Annotated in this window: 9 protein-coding genes and 1 pseudogene; 6 read left to right on the top strand and 4 right to left on the bottom strand. The window is 51.6% G+C overall.

The genetic code is table 11. The annotated features are described in order from the left end of the window. Window positions 1-6 precede the first annotated feature (6 nt). Window positions 7-3,183: a DUF1553 domain-containing protein gene (locus SH449x_RS05900; protein ID WP_482380397.1), complete on the bottom strand. Its 3,177-nt coding sequence runs from the start codon at window positions 3,181-3,183 to the stop codon at window positions 7-9. A gap of 816 nt (window positions 3,184-3,999) precedes the next feature. On the opposite strand from SH449x_RS05900, the gene SH449x_RS05895 reads away from it, so the two are divergent. The 6 genes and pseudogenes from SH449x_RS05895 to SH449x_RS05870 all read left to right on the top strand — a co-directional run bounded on the left by SH449x_RS05895 (window position 4,000) and on the right by SH449x_RS05870 (window position 11,801). Next, on the top strand, window positions 4,000-4,485 hold the full coding sequence (locus SH449x_RS05895; RefSeq protein WP_482380396.1) for a hypothetical protein: 486 nt from the start codon (window positions 4,000-4,002) through the stop codon (window positions 4,483-4,485). After that, window positions 4,482-4,868, top strand: coding sequence for a DUF1573 domain-containing protein (locus SH449x_RS05890; RefSeq protein ID WP_482380395.1), 387 nt, complete (start codon window positions 4,482-4,484; stop codon window positions 4,866-4,868). Before SH449x_RS05895 ends, SH449x_RS05890 begins: the two co-directional genes overlap by 4 nt. 335 nt (window positions 4,869-5,203) lie before the next feature. Then, window positions 5,204-6,178: a hypothetical protein gene (locus SH449x_RS05885; RefSeq protein ID WP_482380394.1), complete on the top strand. Its 975-nt coding sequence runs from the start codon at window positions 5,204-5,206 to the stop codon at window positions 6,176-6,178. Window positions 6,179-6,328: 150 nt separating this feature from the next. Beyond that, a pseudogene (locus SH449x_RS05880) lies at window positions 6,329-7,365 on the top strand (DUF1559 family PulG-like putative transporter). Window positions 7,366-7,881: 516 nt separating this feature from the next. Then, the gene (locus SH449x_RS05875; RefSeq protein ID WP_482380393.1) at window positions 7,882-9,243 is read left to right on the top strand and encodes a DUF1501 domain-containing protein; all 1,362 of its coding nucleotides are present in this window, start codon (window positions 7,882-7,884) and stop codon (window positions 9,241-9,243) included. A gap of 44 nt (window positions 9,244-9,287) precedes the next feature. Continuing rightward, entirely contained in the window at window positions 9,288-11,801 is a 2,514-nt protein-coding gene (locus SH449x_RS05870) for a DUF1549 domain-containing protein (protein WP_482380392.1), read from the top strand. 45 nt (window positions 11,802-11,846) lie between these two features. Here SH449x_RS05870 and SH449x_RS05865 read toward each other — a convergent pair whose 3' ends face one another. The 3 genes from SH449x_RS05865 to SH449x_RS05855 form a co-directional block, all read right to left on the bottom strand. Next, complete coding sequence (locus SH449x_RS05865; protein WP_482376812.1) at window positions 11,847-13,343, bottom strand: ISKra4 family transposase; 1,497 nt, start codon at window positions 13,341-13,343, stop codon at window positions 11,847-11,849. Window positions 13,344-13,888: 545 nt separating this feature from the next. Next, window positions 13,889-14,614: an ABC transporter ATP-binding protein gene (locus SH449x_RS05860; protein WP_482380391.1), complete on the bottom strand. Its 726-nt coding sequence runs from the start codon at window positions 14,612-14,614 to the stop codon at window positions 13,889-13,891. A 1-nt stretch (window position 14,615) separates the two neighbouring features. Beyond that, window positions 14,616-15,857: an ABC transporter permease gene (locus SH449x_RS05855; protein ID WP_482380390.1), complete on the bottom strand. Its 1,242-nt coding sequence runs from the start codon at window positions 15,855-15,857 to the stop codon at window positions 14,616-14,618. Between the last annotated feature and the right edge of the window lie 43 nt (window positions 15,858-15,900).

Here is a 15,900-nt window from a genome sequence, read left to right as displayed (position 1 = left end):
TTCCTCTTATCGCTTCATGATGCAAGAGTCATGATTGAAAACGGTTTGGCACAATACCGTCAATGCAGCCAGCGTTTCTGGGGGTACGGACGGATCTGCTACAAATCGTCCCACACTCAAAAACTCTTTGACTCTTTCCGGAGTGGCCTGGAATATTTCACGTTGTTCGTTGAGCAATTGCACACAAATCTCGACTTCACGGTCAAAGGGTAATCGTCCCAAGCAAGCCTCGAAAATGGTTTCGATTTGCTTTCGTTCATCATCGGGACTAACAGTGTAAGCTCGGGCGGCAAGGGCACGTGCTGCCTCGACATACTGCACACCATTGAGAAGAATCAAGGACTGCAAAGCTGTTTCAGTTCGCTCCCGTTTGGGTGTACAAACCGCTCTTCTTGGGGCATCAAAAGCGATCATGGCTGGCGGCGGGCCAGTGCGTCGCCAATTGGTGTACAAGCTGCGACGGTATACCCCGTTTCCGCCCGAAGGTCCTGCGGGCTTAAACGATTCCGACAATTCGTAGGGGTTTACCGGTGGACCGCCCAATGACAGATCGATCAGCCCAGCAGATGCCAGCACATTATCCCGAATCATTTCTGCTCCAAGCCTAATCCGAGGACCCCGCGCGAGCCATTCGTTATCGGGATCGTCAGCCATAACATCTTGACGATCAGAGACGCTTCTTTGTCGATAGACATCGCTGCTGAGAATCGTTTTCACTAAACCCTTCGTGTCCCAGCCTGAAGCGATAAACCGTGCGGAGAGGACATCAAGCACATTTTGATATAGGGGCAACGAGCCTTGGCTGCCAAAATCCTCCGACGTCTTGACTAGCCCAATTCCGAAAATGCTTTGCCAGATTCGATTCACCGTCACGCGAGCTGTGAGAGGATGATCGCGAGATACAGTCCAATAGGCTAACCCTAGCCGGTTGTTGGGAAGCCCCTCTGCCAAAGGTGGCAAAACCTTAGGAGTCATCGCTGAGACTTCGTCGGCACGCTGATTGTATTCGCCGCGAACGAGTACATACGCTGGTTTGGGAGTTGGTAGCTCTCGCATAACCATGATCTCGGACAAGGAGTCTTGGTGGCTATACATCTGCTTTCGTGCGATTTTGAGCTCAGCAGCCAGCGATTGCGTAGCCTTATCGGTCTGGGCCAGAATCGGTGCAATCCATCGTTCAAAAAGATCGCTATCCTGAGAAGCTCTCGTCAACCAAGTCTTGGCCGATGCTGGATCAGCTTGTTGGAGAGCTTCCCAAGTTGTCAGTGTGAAGGGATAGACGCGGAATTCGTCGATAAGTCCATTCTTGAAACCTTTATCCCGAAAGCGTTCTCCCAAATCGATATGATCGTAACCGCCGCCAGCGATCGTCTTGGTAAGATTATCTTTCTCAATGGTCGTAGCGGCCAGTGTGCCATTCACAAAAATCTGGAGCCCCTTGGCTTGGCTACTCCCGTCATACGTGACTGCGACATGAGTCCACGCATCGACAGGCACGTCGACGGCGGTCTTGATGGAGATAGCGTTTCCTGGCCAGAAGTGAATCAAGCTCCACTTTAGTTTGCCGTCTTCGATCAAAAGTTCGTAACCGCGACTCGCGGCATCGGTCCAAGCTCGGGAGCGATGAAAGACAACAGCTCTTTCTTTGACATCGGGTGTCTTGAGCCATAGCGAGATGCTAAACGGTTCCTCACGTTGAAAATTGCCGAGGGTGGTTTTGACCGCGTCGTCCCCGGTGAATTGGATCGCCATACCGCACTTGCCAGGGGCAAGTGCGTTTTCGCCGTCGACTGTCGCTGGCTTATCAGCGGCGATTAGATTTATAAGCTTGCGATCTTCCAGCGTATCAAAGTCAAAATGAGCCATCGGGGGGCGTTCGGAGGCGAGCCATTGCTCGAACGCATCTACTGACAAAGCTTCTGGTTGAGATGTCAGTGATTTCTGATGGGATTTCAGCGATTCCCAAGCTTGTCTTGCCGAACCGGCCAGCTCGTCGAGCTTTTTGTCTTGCTCGTCGCTCGAGAGTGGCATGGCTGGTGTTGGAGGTGAGTCGGTGAAGTAGGAGTACAATCCGGCTTCATCAATGTTTTGAAACATGGCGAACAGACCGTAATACTCCTTTTGGGAGATCGGATCGTATTTGTGATCATGGCAACGTGCACATTCAAAGGTCAGCCCCAGGAATGCGGTGGCATAGGTTTGCACACGGTCGGCGACGTATTCGACTCGATACTCTTCCTCCACCGAGCCCCCTTCGCTTTCTTGTTGATGCAAGCGATTGAAGGCGGTCGCCAGAATTTGATCCTTGGTCGCACCGGGCAGCATGTCCCCCGCGATCTGTTCGACAATGAATTGGTCAAAGGGTTTGTTTTCGTTGAAGCTGCGGATCACCCAGTCCCGCCATTGCCACATAGGTCTATCGCGATCCACTTGGAAGCCAAAGCTGTCTGCATATCTAGCGATATCGAGCCAATCGACCGCCATCTTTTCGCCGAAGTGTGGGGAAGCCAAAAGTTTGTCGAGGTATTTTTCGTAAGCTTGCCGCTCATCGGGAGCGTTTAGATATTCATTCAACAAACCAGGATCGGGTGGTAGGCCCGTGACATCAAACGCAGCCCGCCGCGCCAAGGTTCTTCGATCGGCAGAGGGTTGCAGTTGCAAGCCTCGGACCTCAAGTGCAGAACGAACAAACGAATCGATCGGGGAGTTAGGGGACTCTGACGTTGAGCTTGAAGCTTGAGATGGACCGGTTGCTGAAAAGGTTGCTAGACGTTCCCAATCGAGAGACTCGAACGCCCAATGCTTTTGATAGGGAGCATCCTCGCGAATCCATTGTTCCAAAAGCTCGATCTCCGCCTGGGTAAGCTTAGGCAGCTTCGAGTAAGGAGGAGGCATTTGAAGATCCGGATCGTCCGAATGGATGCGAGCCAGAATCTGGCTGTCTTCGAGGTTTCCAGGGATGATCGCTCCGTGGGAAATGGCGTCCTCACGATCATCTAGTCGCAGATCGGCTTGCCGGTTGGCGGCATCGGGGCCGTGACAAAAAAAGCACTTGTCGGAGAGAATGGGCCGGATCGACTCGTTGAAACGAATCTGTCCAAGGGCATTTTCGCCGAACAACAAAAAGCCAATTAACAAAGCCAACCCGAAAGTGGGGGGCGAAATGTATGAGGTTGATCGCATGGTGGGGAAATAAAGGGTGGGACTCGGGACCTCTTATTATACCTGATTTTACGCACAAGATGCTAACCAATTCTGCTAGACGCCACGCGATCTCTGGGCCTGTTGATTAACCGCACGGGCGACGCCCTGCGGCTTCCTCGTTTAACCGAACGGGCATCGCCCTGCGTTGATGCTCCCAGGGGCAGCCCATAGTAGCGTTCACAGTGGATCGCCATCTGAACAGCGCACTCAGATCCGGGTTAGAACGCTCCAGCGCGGCCCGATGGGCATGCGGTTAAACGATTTGTTGCACACTGCGCAGGAGGCCTACTGGGATGGCATCTGACGAATGCACCTGGCTTGCCCAGGTGAAGCTTACGTTTCTCGCTACACATAACGGCTTCCCCACACACTCCAAGAATGCTCCTGGTTTACCTAGGAGATCGTTACGATTCCGGTTCGATTAGCCGGATTTGCCAAGCCATACGGAAGCCTAACAATCCGCCGCTCGAGTCGGCGGGATTCGATGGCGGATTGGGGCGATCACGGGTTTAGCGAGAAACCTAACGAACCGCAGGACGAGCCTGCGGGATTCGCGATCGGTTCAACCAGTTGTTTACGCAGACAGAACAAACGACTGCACCGAACTAGTTGATCATGCCCCCCGCTTAAAACCGCCCCTCCCCCCCGAATGGATTTTTTCTGGATTTTTCTTGACACGGGTTTTGGAATCTGCTCTAGTGGCATCTATCGGGACTTAAACCCACATTGACAGCCTGCAATGGAGAACACGCCAAATGTTGAAAACCGCTCACCGCTCACCGCTCACCGCCGGTCATGGCTAGCGGGTTCCTAGCAGGATGGATCGTCTTGCTCGGTTTCTTCTCTGCTTGCCAACCCAGCACGGCAAGTGTTCCCGATTCAGGAAAGGAAACCTTAGCTCGAGTTTCTGAAAATGCGACTAAGCAACACGAGAGAGATCTTGGCGTAATCTTCATCGACGAAGCCAGCTATGTCGCTTTTCCGCTAGCCGATTTAGGGTTGGATTCCGTAGGAGAAATTACAAGTCTTTCATCGTCGTGCGATTGTGTCGTTCCCAGTGTTTGTGAAGTGCAGAAATCTCTCCATTCCGCAGAGCGTGTTTTGAGACTTGATTTTCGGAAAGAGGCGCACACCTCAGGGGGTGAAGCATTTCGACCGCAGAATTTGGGAGTGATTGTCAATGTTCAATACGTGGGTGGAGCCAAGAAGTCCGTCACCTTTTTAATATTTCACACCAACCGTTCTACCTCTGCTCCTACCAATGCAGGAGGTGGAGCATGAGCGACTCGCTGTCAGTTGGTGTTTTCTCTAATAGAAGCATAGTCAACGTGAAAAAGCGTAATCTTGTTGCGTGTGCATCGGTGTTTATAATTGTCGCGAGTTTTTCCCTCTGTATTGGTTACGTGTTTTCGGGTAGCTGCGAAAACTCGAGGCGGTATCTGGGTGGGCAGCGCGTCTTTTTGACGCTGGAAAATTTTGACTTAGGAGCGGTTCAGAAGTCAAGCCGACTTCCCATTCGTTTTCGTGTTCGAAATGCAGGTTTATCGGCGATCGAGATAATGGGAGTTCAGTCGACGTGTGGTTGCTTGCAGTTGCAGAATGAGATGCCAATGAAGATCGGTGCTCTCGAAGATCTTGAGGTACAGAAGCATGTAAAGGCTTAGCCTGTACAAGGCCGCGTACGGGCTAAGTTTCCAGCGATTATAGCAAAAGTACGTCGATTTCTGAGTGGAAGCGGTCAGAGGCTACACTCGGTGGTAATATAAAAACGCCTCGATATTAAGCTGGGGCAGAGATGCGAATGGCGGAAGGCTGGCACTAAAAGTGGTACGCGATTTCGCGGGAAACTCTAAGTACCTATCAGTTGTCGTTTGCTATTATTGGGTGCGGTGGCCCAGCTTAAGGTCCCCCCCGAGAAAATGGTAGATTCCGCTCTTCGTTGCTCTCGCTCTGTTCATTGAATCCACTTCTACTATTCACGATTAGCTGTAGCACTATCATGACACTCAGGTTCAAGTTACTTCTAACGCTGTTGTTGCTGTTGGTTTTTTGGCTCTCACCCACGCCTGCATCACCATCCTTTACAGACCTAGCTTTAGAGAATGAGTTCAGGAGAGCGGTCGGTCGAATGCCAATAGCGTTTACCGGCGAGCTGATGGTATCTATTGATGTAGCTGCATCCTTTGGGGTTGCCTCGCGAAGTTCGACATCGCAGCATTCTGCACGATACGAAGTGGAAATTGCCGGATCGAAGCTCCGGCTGAAGGAGCTTTCTAAGTCCGGCAATTCCGCGACTCTTCGAATCGTAAACGACCGCTACTTGTTTGGCCTAACGGAGAAAAAGGGAAAGTTCGCTTTGGTCGCGATTGAGTCGCTTGGGACGGAAGCTGGCCAGAAGATCCTGCAGGATCAAAAGAAATTAAGCGAGCCGCTTCAAGCGATCCATTCCGGGGTTACGTTGTTCAGCATGCCCCTTCGAGATCTCATCAATAATCAGGACTTTCGACTCATCGGCATTGAGAAACAAGATCAGGGACTGGTTCGTGTCGATTTTCAATACGAATACAATTGGCAAGGGGATTACCCTGTTATTGTCGAGCCATCGTTTTTTGTTTGTGATCCGAGCAAATCTTGGGGAATTGTTGAGTTTGAGACCAAGACTATTGAGGGTAAAGATAAAGTGCGACATGATCTTCGGTGTCAAAACACCCTGGAGTTGCTAAGCGACGGATTCCCTCTAGCTGTATCGGTAGTTCAAAGCGATGTCGATTCAAAAGGCGCTCGGGCTACCAACAAGTGGACAATTTTCGTGAAAGATTCTAGACCGGACGATGCGATATTCAAATTAAGTTACTATGGACTAAGTGAGCCGCGATTTGAGAATAGCAGAAGTTGGCTGTACCTTGCTCTGGCGATTACATGCGCGGTGTGTTTCGCTTCCTGGATTAAGTGGAGGAAGTATCAACGTATATAGGGGCTGGGGAAATGATCCATAAAGACGAGTTGTGGGATGGGGCTCAAAGTTGGGAGTTGTTTTTTTGTAATAACCTCAACGATTCTATCAGTTTGGGTTTGTCGAAATCGATCCTAGTGGTCAAGTTCGAAAAAGGGCTAAGGCTGAAGAATGCGTGATTACTTCAATTGGATTGTAGGGCTTAGTCAGTTTCGTGGTAGAGAGCATCGTGGCTTTACGGTTATAGAACTACTTGTGGTTATCGCATGTATTTCACTTCTCGTTGTATTGCTCGTTCCTGCGGTTCAGTCAGCCAGAGAAGCTGCGAGAAGAATTCAATGCCAAAACAATCTGAAGCACATAGGCATTGCGATCAACGCTTACGAGGCCGCCTATCGCCGAATTCCATAAGTCTCGATCGATTGCAAGGCAATTGGCTGGTCGCAATTCTATCCTATCTCGATCAACTACCTTTGGCTAACTCATTCGATCCGAGATTGAGCTTGAGCCATGCTTCGAATCGGCTGGTCCGAGAGACTCGTGTTCCATCGTTTCTGTGCCCTAGCGATACGTATACTGGGCCCTATGACCGTGGGCTTGTTTCTGGTCTATCAGGACAAAAGTATGAACGAGGAAACTATTCCATGAATATGGGCGTAAACACACCTTGTTTCCGGCACCACCCCAATTGTCTAGCTGGTTTTCAATCGGATTCACCTGATATTATGGGCGCTGCAAGTCGAATTCGTGGGAGTGGCATTGGTGGTTTTAACGAATTCATACGTTTAGCAGAAATCGCGAATGGAACATCGAACTTGATCGCCGTCGAGGAGGTTCGAATCGGACTTTCTCCCGTCGATCCGCGTGGTGTTTGGTCGCTTGGTTCAATCGGAGCGAGTGTTACAGCGGCTCACCCGGGTGGACCTAATGCTCGAACAATTGGTGACGCGATTCACTCGTGTGATCGACTGCTCATAGAGTTCGGTCGTGAATGGTTAGAAAAAGAGAAGATGCCTTGTACGATGACAGCCAATCAAGCCAACTTTATCGCCACCTCCCGTAGTCGACATCCAACGCTTGTTAATGTGTGTAAGCTGGATGGGGCGGTCGAGTCTATCTCGAACTATGTCGACGCAACGGTTTGGTTAGCTGAGCATACTCGCGAACCGGAATTGGTACCTTACATACTTGATTTTTGGCGAAACTAAACGTTGCACCGCGTGCCCAAAGTGTGGCAATGCAAATCGAGAAAGATTTAGATGTGATCTTCATTGACGAATCCAGCTATGTACCATTTCCCCCGTCTGACCGAGGCTCAAAAGCGAAGATTGGGCAAAGTCCCGGATACTCGTTTGGCAGCCGAATTGGGCTGCACCCCAGGTACAGTCACTAGACTCCGAAACCGCATGGGGATTCCTCCGTTGATCGAATCCAACTGTTCGGCGACAATTAGAATTGGACTCCTAAAAATGGGGGGGTATAACTGTCGCTATACACTCAGCACAACTGCACCGTCCGGTAGATTTTCTCGTGTCGGACGCTGTCGGGGCGGAAGATAAGAAAAAAAGTCTGGCCAAAACCCGTCTTTGTCTTGCCCCCAAACGCCCCAAAATCGGATAATATAGGAATAGTGGCGAAAAAGGTTTCACCGTCGACCTTTCGCGCGTATCTGCACGCCCCCGAGACGGTCCCCACCAAACTTTCCCTCCAAAGGATATCAAACCATGTTAAATTTTCTGGGTGGTTCAAACCAGTTGTGTGGTGGTCTTACGCGACGGGATTTCCTTTCTATCGGTTCGTTGGGCTTCGGCATGGGGAGCCTAGGCTTGGCGGACCTCCTCAGGGCCGAGGATGCCCTGTCCAAGCCGGATTCGATCCGGAAACCGAAATCCCATAAAGGTCTCATCAATATTTTTCTAGGTGGTGGGCCTCCCCACCAAGACATGTGGGAAATCAAAACGGAAGCCCCCTCAGAGATTCGAGGCGAATTCCGTCCCATATCAACCAATGTACCAGGCATCCAGATTTGCGAAGTCTTCCCACAACTCGCCGCGAGGATGGACAAAGCGGTTGTAATCCGCTCGGTGGTCGGTTGCAAAGATCGACATGAAGCGGATCAGTGCATGAGTGGATGGTTTCCGGACGACCTCCGGGCTTTGGGCGGTCGCCCGTCTATCGGATCTGCCCTCTCCAAACTGCATGGGCCAGTCGATCCTGCTGTGCCTCCGTTTGTTGGACTCGCAGCCAAAACCTCACACGTCCCTTGGTCCCATTCTGGTGACGCGGGCTTCTTGGGTGCCGCTTACTCGGCCTTTAAACCAGATGGTCCTGGCATGGACAATATGAAGCTGAACAGCATTCCGATGAGCCGCCTCAAAGATCGACGCCAACTCCTGGCTAGCCTCGACAAAATGCGTCGCGATATCGACACATCCGGCATCATGAGCGGGATGGACGCTTTTGAGCAGCGTGCTCTCGATGTGCTCACCAGCAGCAAATTGCTTGACGCCCTCGACCTTTCCAAAGAAGATCCCAAGATTGTGGAACGCTATGGCGATGGAAAGCCTTACAAGTACCAATACGACGGCGCACCGACTTGTAACGACCATCTACTGTTGGCAAGACGGCTAATTGAGGCGGGCGTTCGGGTGGTGAGCTTGAGCTATGGTCGGTGGGACTCCCACGGCCAAAATTTTGATTTGGTGAGAGACCACGGCAGCAAGCTGGATCAGTGCGTCAGCGCCTTGATCGATGATTTGGAGGTTCGTGGCATGTTGGACGACGTCACTATTGTCGTATGGGGCGAATTTGGGCGAACTCCTAAGATCAACAACGATGCCGGTCGCGACCACTGGGCGCAAGTTAGTTGTGCTTACTTGGCTGGTGGAGGCATGCGAACTGGACAAGCGATCGGTGCAACCAACCGTTTGGGCGAATACGCAGCTCTCCGGCCTGTTCACATGCAAGAGATCGTTGCCACGCTGTATCACAACTTGGGGATCAACGTTTCCGCAACCACGATCGCAGATCCAACCGGGCGTCCTCAATTCTTGGTCGAGCATGAGCCAATTAAAGAATTGATCTAAACCGAAAATTAGCCGAGAATTTTATGCAACATCCAATCCCCAGCATGGCTAAATCCCCCCTTTCCCGGACAATCCGACCTGGTCGCATTGCGTTTTGCTTGGCAGCAATGCTTATCGCACCATTTGCAGTCCAATCCGTTCCAGCAGAGGAGGAACGAAATCTATTGCCAGTGGAATTACATCCCGCAGAGGTGAGAATCGTTGATCGCGACGCAAGGATACAACTGCAAGTTACCAGGCAGGCTGCCGGCGGTTCGGATACTGGTGTCAAACACGACATCACCCGCGACGTCACCTATCGAAGTGAGCCAGAGGGACTAGTAGAAATCGATGCCTCCGGGCTGGTCACCCCACGAGAAGCAGGTAGCGGCAAGATTGTAGCATTGGTCGATGGTCAACCGATCGCGAGTGCCTCTCTAGAAGTGGATTTGCCGGACCAAGAGCCGCTGGTCAACTTTCCGAACCAAATCGTACCACTCTTTACAAAGTATGGCTGCAACGGGGGAGGTTGTCATGGCAAGCTATCGGGGCAAAACGGATTTCGTCTTTCCTTGCTCGGATTTGAGCCGCGAGAAGATTATGAACATCTGGTCCTAGAGTCGCGTGGTCGGCGTTTGTTCCCACCCGCTCCCGATTCGAGTTTGCTGCTCCAAAAATCGGTTGGGACGGTGCCTCACGGTGGTGGTCAGCGGATGGAGGTCGACTCCCATGATTACCGACTCATGAAGCGTTGGATTGGACAAGGGATGCCATACGGCGACGAGAACCATCGCAAAGTAGCGAGCATCGCCGTTTTCCCTGAATCGCGTATGCTCGAGCGAAATAGCAGCCAGCAGTTGACCGTGATCGCTACTTATGTGGATGGTCAAAAAGAGGATATCACCCGGACCGTTCAGTACGAATCGAACAATCTGGATATGGCCGATGTGACGCCAGCGGGGTTGGTCACGCTGCGGGACCGCGCGGGAGAAGTTTCCGTCATGGCTCGCTATCAAGGAACTGTGGCCGTTTTTCGCGCCAGCATACCGCTTGGTACTTTGAATGTCGTTTGGCCGGAGAGCTCGAGCCCAATCGATGCAGCCGTTTTCGGCAAACTGAAAACACTTGGCATCCCCCCATCGAATCCATGTGATGATGCGACGTTTCTCCGGCGAGTGACCTTGGACATTGCAGGCAGGCTGCCTACCCGCGAAGAGGTTCAAGCAAGCAGCACCATGACGCGCGAGCAGATCGTCGATTACTTGCTCAGCACAGATTCCTATGCTCATCATTTTGCGAACAAATGGTCCGCTGTTCTCCGTAACCGCCATACTTCAACGGAGAGCAAGTATGCTTCTTTTGTGTTTCATGATTGGCTCGTGACCAGCTTTCGCGACAACAAACCCTTTGATCAGTGGGTTCGCGAGCTGCTGACCGCGTCTGGGCAAATCGAGCTCGACCCGGCTGTTACTTGGTTTCGCCAAGTAGACAATACCGACTCGAGAATCGAGGATTTATCTCAACTATTCTTGGGGCAGAGATTGCAATGTGCGCGTTGCCATCACCATCCTTATGAGAAATGGGGGCAGCAAGACTACTATCACATGGCAGCCTTTTTAACCACCGTCGAGCGACGCGATAGCGGTAAACCTCAGGAGCCACGCTTCGTCGCCCAAGTTAACACGCCAAGTTCGAGGCATCCAAAAACGGGTGCACCCCTTAAGCCTGCCGGCTTGGACGCGGACGCTGTAAGCCCCAAACCATCTCGTGATCCAAGGATCGAGTTGGTGGACTGGATGGTTGCACCAGAAAACCCTTATTTCGCCAAATCCATTGCCAATCGCTACTGGAAACACTTTCTAGGTCGTGGTTTGGTCGAGCCTGAAGACGATATGCGAATCACCAATCCACCTTCCAATCCAGAGTTACTGGATGCGTTGGCCAAGATTCTGATTGAGTCAGGTTTTGACCTGAAGAAGCTTGTCAAGGAGATTTGCTTGTCGCAGACCTACCAGTTGAGTGAAGAAGGCAATTCGGAGAATTTGCATGACACCACTTGCTACTCCCGCTATTATCCCAAGCGACTCAATGCGGAGTTACTATTAGATTCCATTGATGATGTGTTGGGGATCCATTCTCGGTTCGATGGACTACCGGTTGGTACCAGAGCGATGGAGCTGCCGAGCACTTCATTTGCATCCTACTTTTTGACGGTCTTCGGTCGTCCTGAATCGGCGACCTCATGTGAGTGTGAGAGAACAACCGAGTCAAACTTAGCCCAGAGTTTACACCTCATGAACTCGAAAGAGATTAACGAGAAGCTTTCGGATCCCAGTGGTCGCATTTCCGCTTGGGTCGCAAAGCATGCTGATAGCAAGCCCAGCGAAGAAGTATTCCAAACTGCAACGACGGATAATGTAATGGAACTGTACAAGCTCGCTTATGCACGTCTACCAGGGCAGGATGAATTGGCGACCGCGACAGAGTACATTACGCAAAGGCTAGAGCAACTGCGAGAAGCGTATGAAGACTTGGTGTGGGGAGTGCTCAACAGCAAAGAGTTCCTCTTTAATCACTAACCAAGCAAGGATGAGTCTTACGGGTGTGACCGGTTGTTCTGTTAGTTACGACGCCATTGCCAAGAACTGATCGCTATAGTTCACTCGTTTCTTACCGTAGATCGAGAGGTTTACCGTTCGGTGCGTTGTGGCTAAGACATCCCAAAGCTCACTCGCTTCGATGCAGCGAAGGTTCAGCATGGTCTGGGCTCCTTTTTCCTTCCATCTCATCCCACTCTTTTCCATTCGATCCTTGGGCACATGCCGACAGGCTCCTTCAATATACCCAGTGCATATCGGATAGCCTTTTGCCAAATACTCACCGTACTTGATTCGTGAGCGGTTGTTTTCCAAATACTTCACGATCTTGCCAAGCTCTTCGCGTTGTGCTTTTTTTATGCCCTTGCGTCTCATCGCAGTCTTGATTCCTATGATCATTAGACCTTCGGTTCCCTTAAGCAGTAGCAGCAGCTGTTCGCGAACATACGAGCTTTGCGAATCTGGTTGGATGATCTTCGCGGCTGCCCAGATTCGCGGAAGTACATGCATCAGGTCCAGTATTTCAATCGTGTTCCATCCCTCCTGGTACTCATGCGCTAAGTTCCAAAGTGATGGTTGCCCGTCGTGCATAACCAAAATCTCTTGACCCTCTCGGTGGCGTCGGAGCGTATTGGCAGTTAGCCATTGCTGAGCTTGCTCTTCAGCGGACTTACCGATCACGTTTCCGTTAGAATCATGCTTGGTCAACGCCCCAAAGTACCGAGGATTCTTCGGCTTAGCTTCTGATCTACTTGTCTCGCCTGACTCAGGCTCATGGAATAAAGCATCAATGATTTCTGTAGCCGTTCGAACATCGCGATCTACGGTATACACTCCGGCCATGCACGCCATTTGTTTCTGCCCCGGCTTGGGGCCCATGCGTTCGACAGAAGCACCCACAGGTGTTTTTTCCGTTTGCTTGCGTACCATCGGGATGCCTTTGTTGTCACTGGTTTGGACCAAGAGTTCTGCCTCGGTAGCTCGATCGATCGATGGCGGATTATCGAGTACCAAGGCCGCTGATTTTCCCAATCGGCTTCCGATCCGTTCGGCGCTGTCGACTGGGACGTGGAGTGACGTGATTCGTTCCAGTAACCCAACCGCTTTATGGAAGGAAGATTCGGTCGCATGAGTTCCGACCCACGACTCGAAGACCAAGGAATAATCATTCTGCGGGAGCCCTAAATGCTCGTCCAAAGGAATGGCTTGGATCGCTTGATCGGGTGTTGTTCCATAGACGTAGCGTTCGATTCTGAAATCGCCAAAGATGGAGCGATACCTCCGAGTCCGTTTGGGCATTCGATTATAGACTCGCCCTTTCTTCTCGATGGTAGGTCCAACATCTCCCTGGCCTGCTTGCTCGATGATTGTTCCAATCAATGCATGTCCGAGAGCCATTAGTCGCTTGTGTAAATCAAGCTCCGTTTGGTCGATCGCTTGCCCCGTACGAAAAGCTGTGTTAGCCAGCTCTTTAAGCTGTGCGACAATACAATCTACATTCTGGAAATCCAACGATTCGTTCATGATTTGACTCCGTGATTGAGAACCGACGAAAAAGCTCGCCGTTACCCTTATTATCTCTCTCAATACTGAAAACGAAACCAATTGGTTGTCGCCGGAAATGATGCCACAATATCTTGTGCTAGCAAATCGCGACTCACTACCGACTAAGCAACGATGAGCCGGTCACACCCGAGTCTTACCTACCGGGACACATAAAGCGATATATAACGGGCCGGGAGAGAGGGATGCCCGGCTAGGCTAATGGGCGGTTAGCTTGTTGGATCCCTACCGTATTGCTCGTGCAATTACGCCATTATTGGACAATTCTCGGTGATCGCCACCGACTTCACCCTCCCCAAAAGTTTGGGGAGGGTCAGCCCGCGAAAGCGTGGCTGGGGAGGGGTGCGATGCACCGTCGGACCGACATCGACGGCGCCCCGCCCTCCCCCGGCAATCTCGCTTAAGGCTCGATTGCCGACCCTCCCGGTCGCTTCGCTGGGAGGGTAAATACCCGTTCAAGGAATTCTGGCTAATCCCACTACGGTAGATTTATTTATGCCGCTCGTCTAATAGGCTTCTTGGTTTAGCGCTGACATAGCTTTATCGAAGTCGCTCGTATCCTGCACGACGCTGCCGTCGCGAAGGACTATCATACGACGTGCATTCCTGGCCACCGCCGGATCATGCGTGACCAAGATTACCGTGAGCCCTTGTTTCTCGTTGAGCTCTCGGAACATGGCGATCACTTCTCGACTCGTTTTGGAGTCCAAGTTGCCGGTAGGTTCGTCTCCCATCAGGATCGAGGGGCTGGTTGCCAAGGCTCTCGCAATAGCTACCCGCTGTTGTTGCCCACCGGAGAGTTGACTCGAATGGTGATACAATCGTTCGCCTAATCCAACTTTCTGCAGGACTTCGATAGCAATTTTTCGCCGCTCTCGAGTGGTCATTCCAGGCCGATACATGAGAGGCAATTCGACGTTTTCTACGGCCGTGGTTCGATTCAGCAGATTAAAGTTTTGGAAAACGAAACCCAATTGTCGGTTTCTAATTCGGGCACGCTGGTCCCGCGTCATGGTCACGATCTCCTCTCCATCGAGGAGGTAGCTGCCAGACGTCGGCCTATCTAAACAACCTAGGGTATTCATCAGAGTCGACTTACCCGAACCGCTGGGGCCGATCAATGCGACGTACTCGCCACGCTCGATGTTGAGGGTCACACTCTGCAAAGCATGAACGGTGTGCTCTCCTAGGTCGTAGCTCCGGCGAACATCTCTTAGCTCGATCAATGCCATGCTACTCGTACCTCAGGGCATCGATGGGGTCCATTTTGCTAGCTCGGCGAGCAGGATAGAATCCGAAAAAGATTCCCACACAGGCCGCAAACGCCAAAGCTACTAATGCAGCGGGAATGGAGATGATGATCGGCCAGTCTTGCCCCGGATTTAAATGGTTGATAAGCAGCGTTGCACCAACGGAGGCCATCGTACCAAGTGTAACGCCGATAAAGCCTCCGATCAGACTGAGCACGATGGCTTCGACCAGAAACTGACGCAGGATATCGCCACCGCTCGCTCCCACAGCCATCCGTATGCCAATCTCCTTGGTGCGTTCTGTAACAGAAACCAGCATGATATTCATGATGCCAACTCCGCCCACCAGAAGGGAAATTCCCGCGATAGCGGAAAGCATCAGCGTCAGCACACCTGTGATGATACCCAGAGATTGTGCAATCTCGGTGGTATCTTGGACTCGGAAATCTGCTGCTTGTCCTGGCTTGATGGCGTGTCGTTCGTAGAGCAAATCCTCGACTTGCTTGGTAGCTTGCTTCATTCGGTCAGGAGTAATAGCGGAAACTAGTATCGCGTTGACGTTGTCAAAATTCGAGCCTTGCAATCGTTTTCGAACCGTCGTGTAGGGCATCAACACGATGTTATCTTTGTCGTTGCCCACCATATCAACCCCCTTCTTTTCAAGGACACCGATTATGCGAAACGGAATGTTCCGAATTCGGATCACCTCCCCGATCGGATTACCGGTTTGAAATAGCTTGGTCACCACGGTATGCCCGAGCACGCAGACTTTCGCGCCCGATTTGATATCCTCGTCGGTGAAAAACTCCCCCGCATAGATTGGCCAATTCCGAACGGTCAAATACTCTGCACCAACGCCCGAGATCTCATTAGGACTCCAATTCGTATTGCCGTAAATTAGCTGCCCAGCAGTCCCCACCACAGGGGACGCAGCCATTACGGCGTCGCACTGAACTGAGATCTCACGACTGTCCGCTGAAGTTAATGTGACAGAGAGTGCCTGCCGCACGCCCCCTCGACGGGGTGCCTCGGGAAACACCACAATCACGTTGGTTCCGAGAGCCATGAATTGATTTTGCACCAGTGCCGATGCACTTTGCCCGATGGAGACCATCGTCGTGACGGCCGCGATTCCGATCACAACCCCCAAGACGGTTAGGCTCGCCCGCATTTTGTTTTTGAGCAACGCGCGAAAGGAAACGCGAAAGGTATCCCAAATGGACATGTTAATTCATCCGTTCCATCGACTGCGAAGCACCAATTCTACT

Origin of the sequence: Brakhagea baltica, from assembly GCF_052161605.1 — a bacterium.
Classification (GTDB): domain Bacteria; phylum Planctomycetota; class Planctomycetia; order Pirellulales; family Pirellulaceae; genus JBKCUI01.
The sequence above is the reverse complement of the archived record's forward strand: the minus strand, read 5'-3'. Positions and strand labels throughout refer to the sequence as shown.

Coding starts and splice junctions, on each gene's coding strand:
- SH449x_RS05900 (WP_482380397.1), bottom strand. CDS start 3,183: ATGCGATCAACCTCATACATTTCGCCCCCCACTTTCGGGTTGGCTTTG.
- SH449x_RS05895 (WP_482380396.1), top strand. CDS start 4,000: ATGGCTAGCGGGTTCCTAGCAGGATGGATCGTCTTGCTCGGTTTCTTC.
- SH449x_RS05890 (WP_482380395.1), top strand. CDS start 4,482: ATGAGCGACTCGCTGTCAGTTGGTGTTTTCTCTAATAGAAGCATAGTC.
- SH449x_RS05885 (WP_482380394.1), top strand. CDS start 5,204: ATGACACTCAGGTTCAAGTTACTTCTAACGCTGTTGTTGCTGTTGGTT.
- SH449x_RS05875 (WP_482380393.1), top strand. CDS start 7,882: ATGTTAAATTTTCTGGGTGGTTCAAACCAGTTGTGTGGTGGTCTTACG.
- SH449x_RS05870 (WP_482380392.1), top strand. CDS start 9,288: ATGGCTAAATCCCCCCTTTCCCGGACAATCCGACCTGGTCGCATTGCG.
- SH449x_RS05865 (WP_482376812.1), bottom strand. CDS start 13,343: ATGAACGAATCGTTGGATTTCCAGAATGTAGATTGTATTGTCGCACAG.
- SH449x_RS05860 (WP_482380391.1), bottom strand. CDS start 14,614: ATGGCATTGATCGAGCTAAGAGATGTTCGCCGGAGCTACGACCTAGGA.
- SH449x_RS05855 (WP_482380390.1), bottom strand. CDS start 15,857: ATGTCCATTTGGGATACCTTTCGCGTTTCCTTTCGCGCGTTGCTCAAA.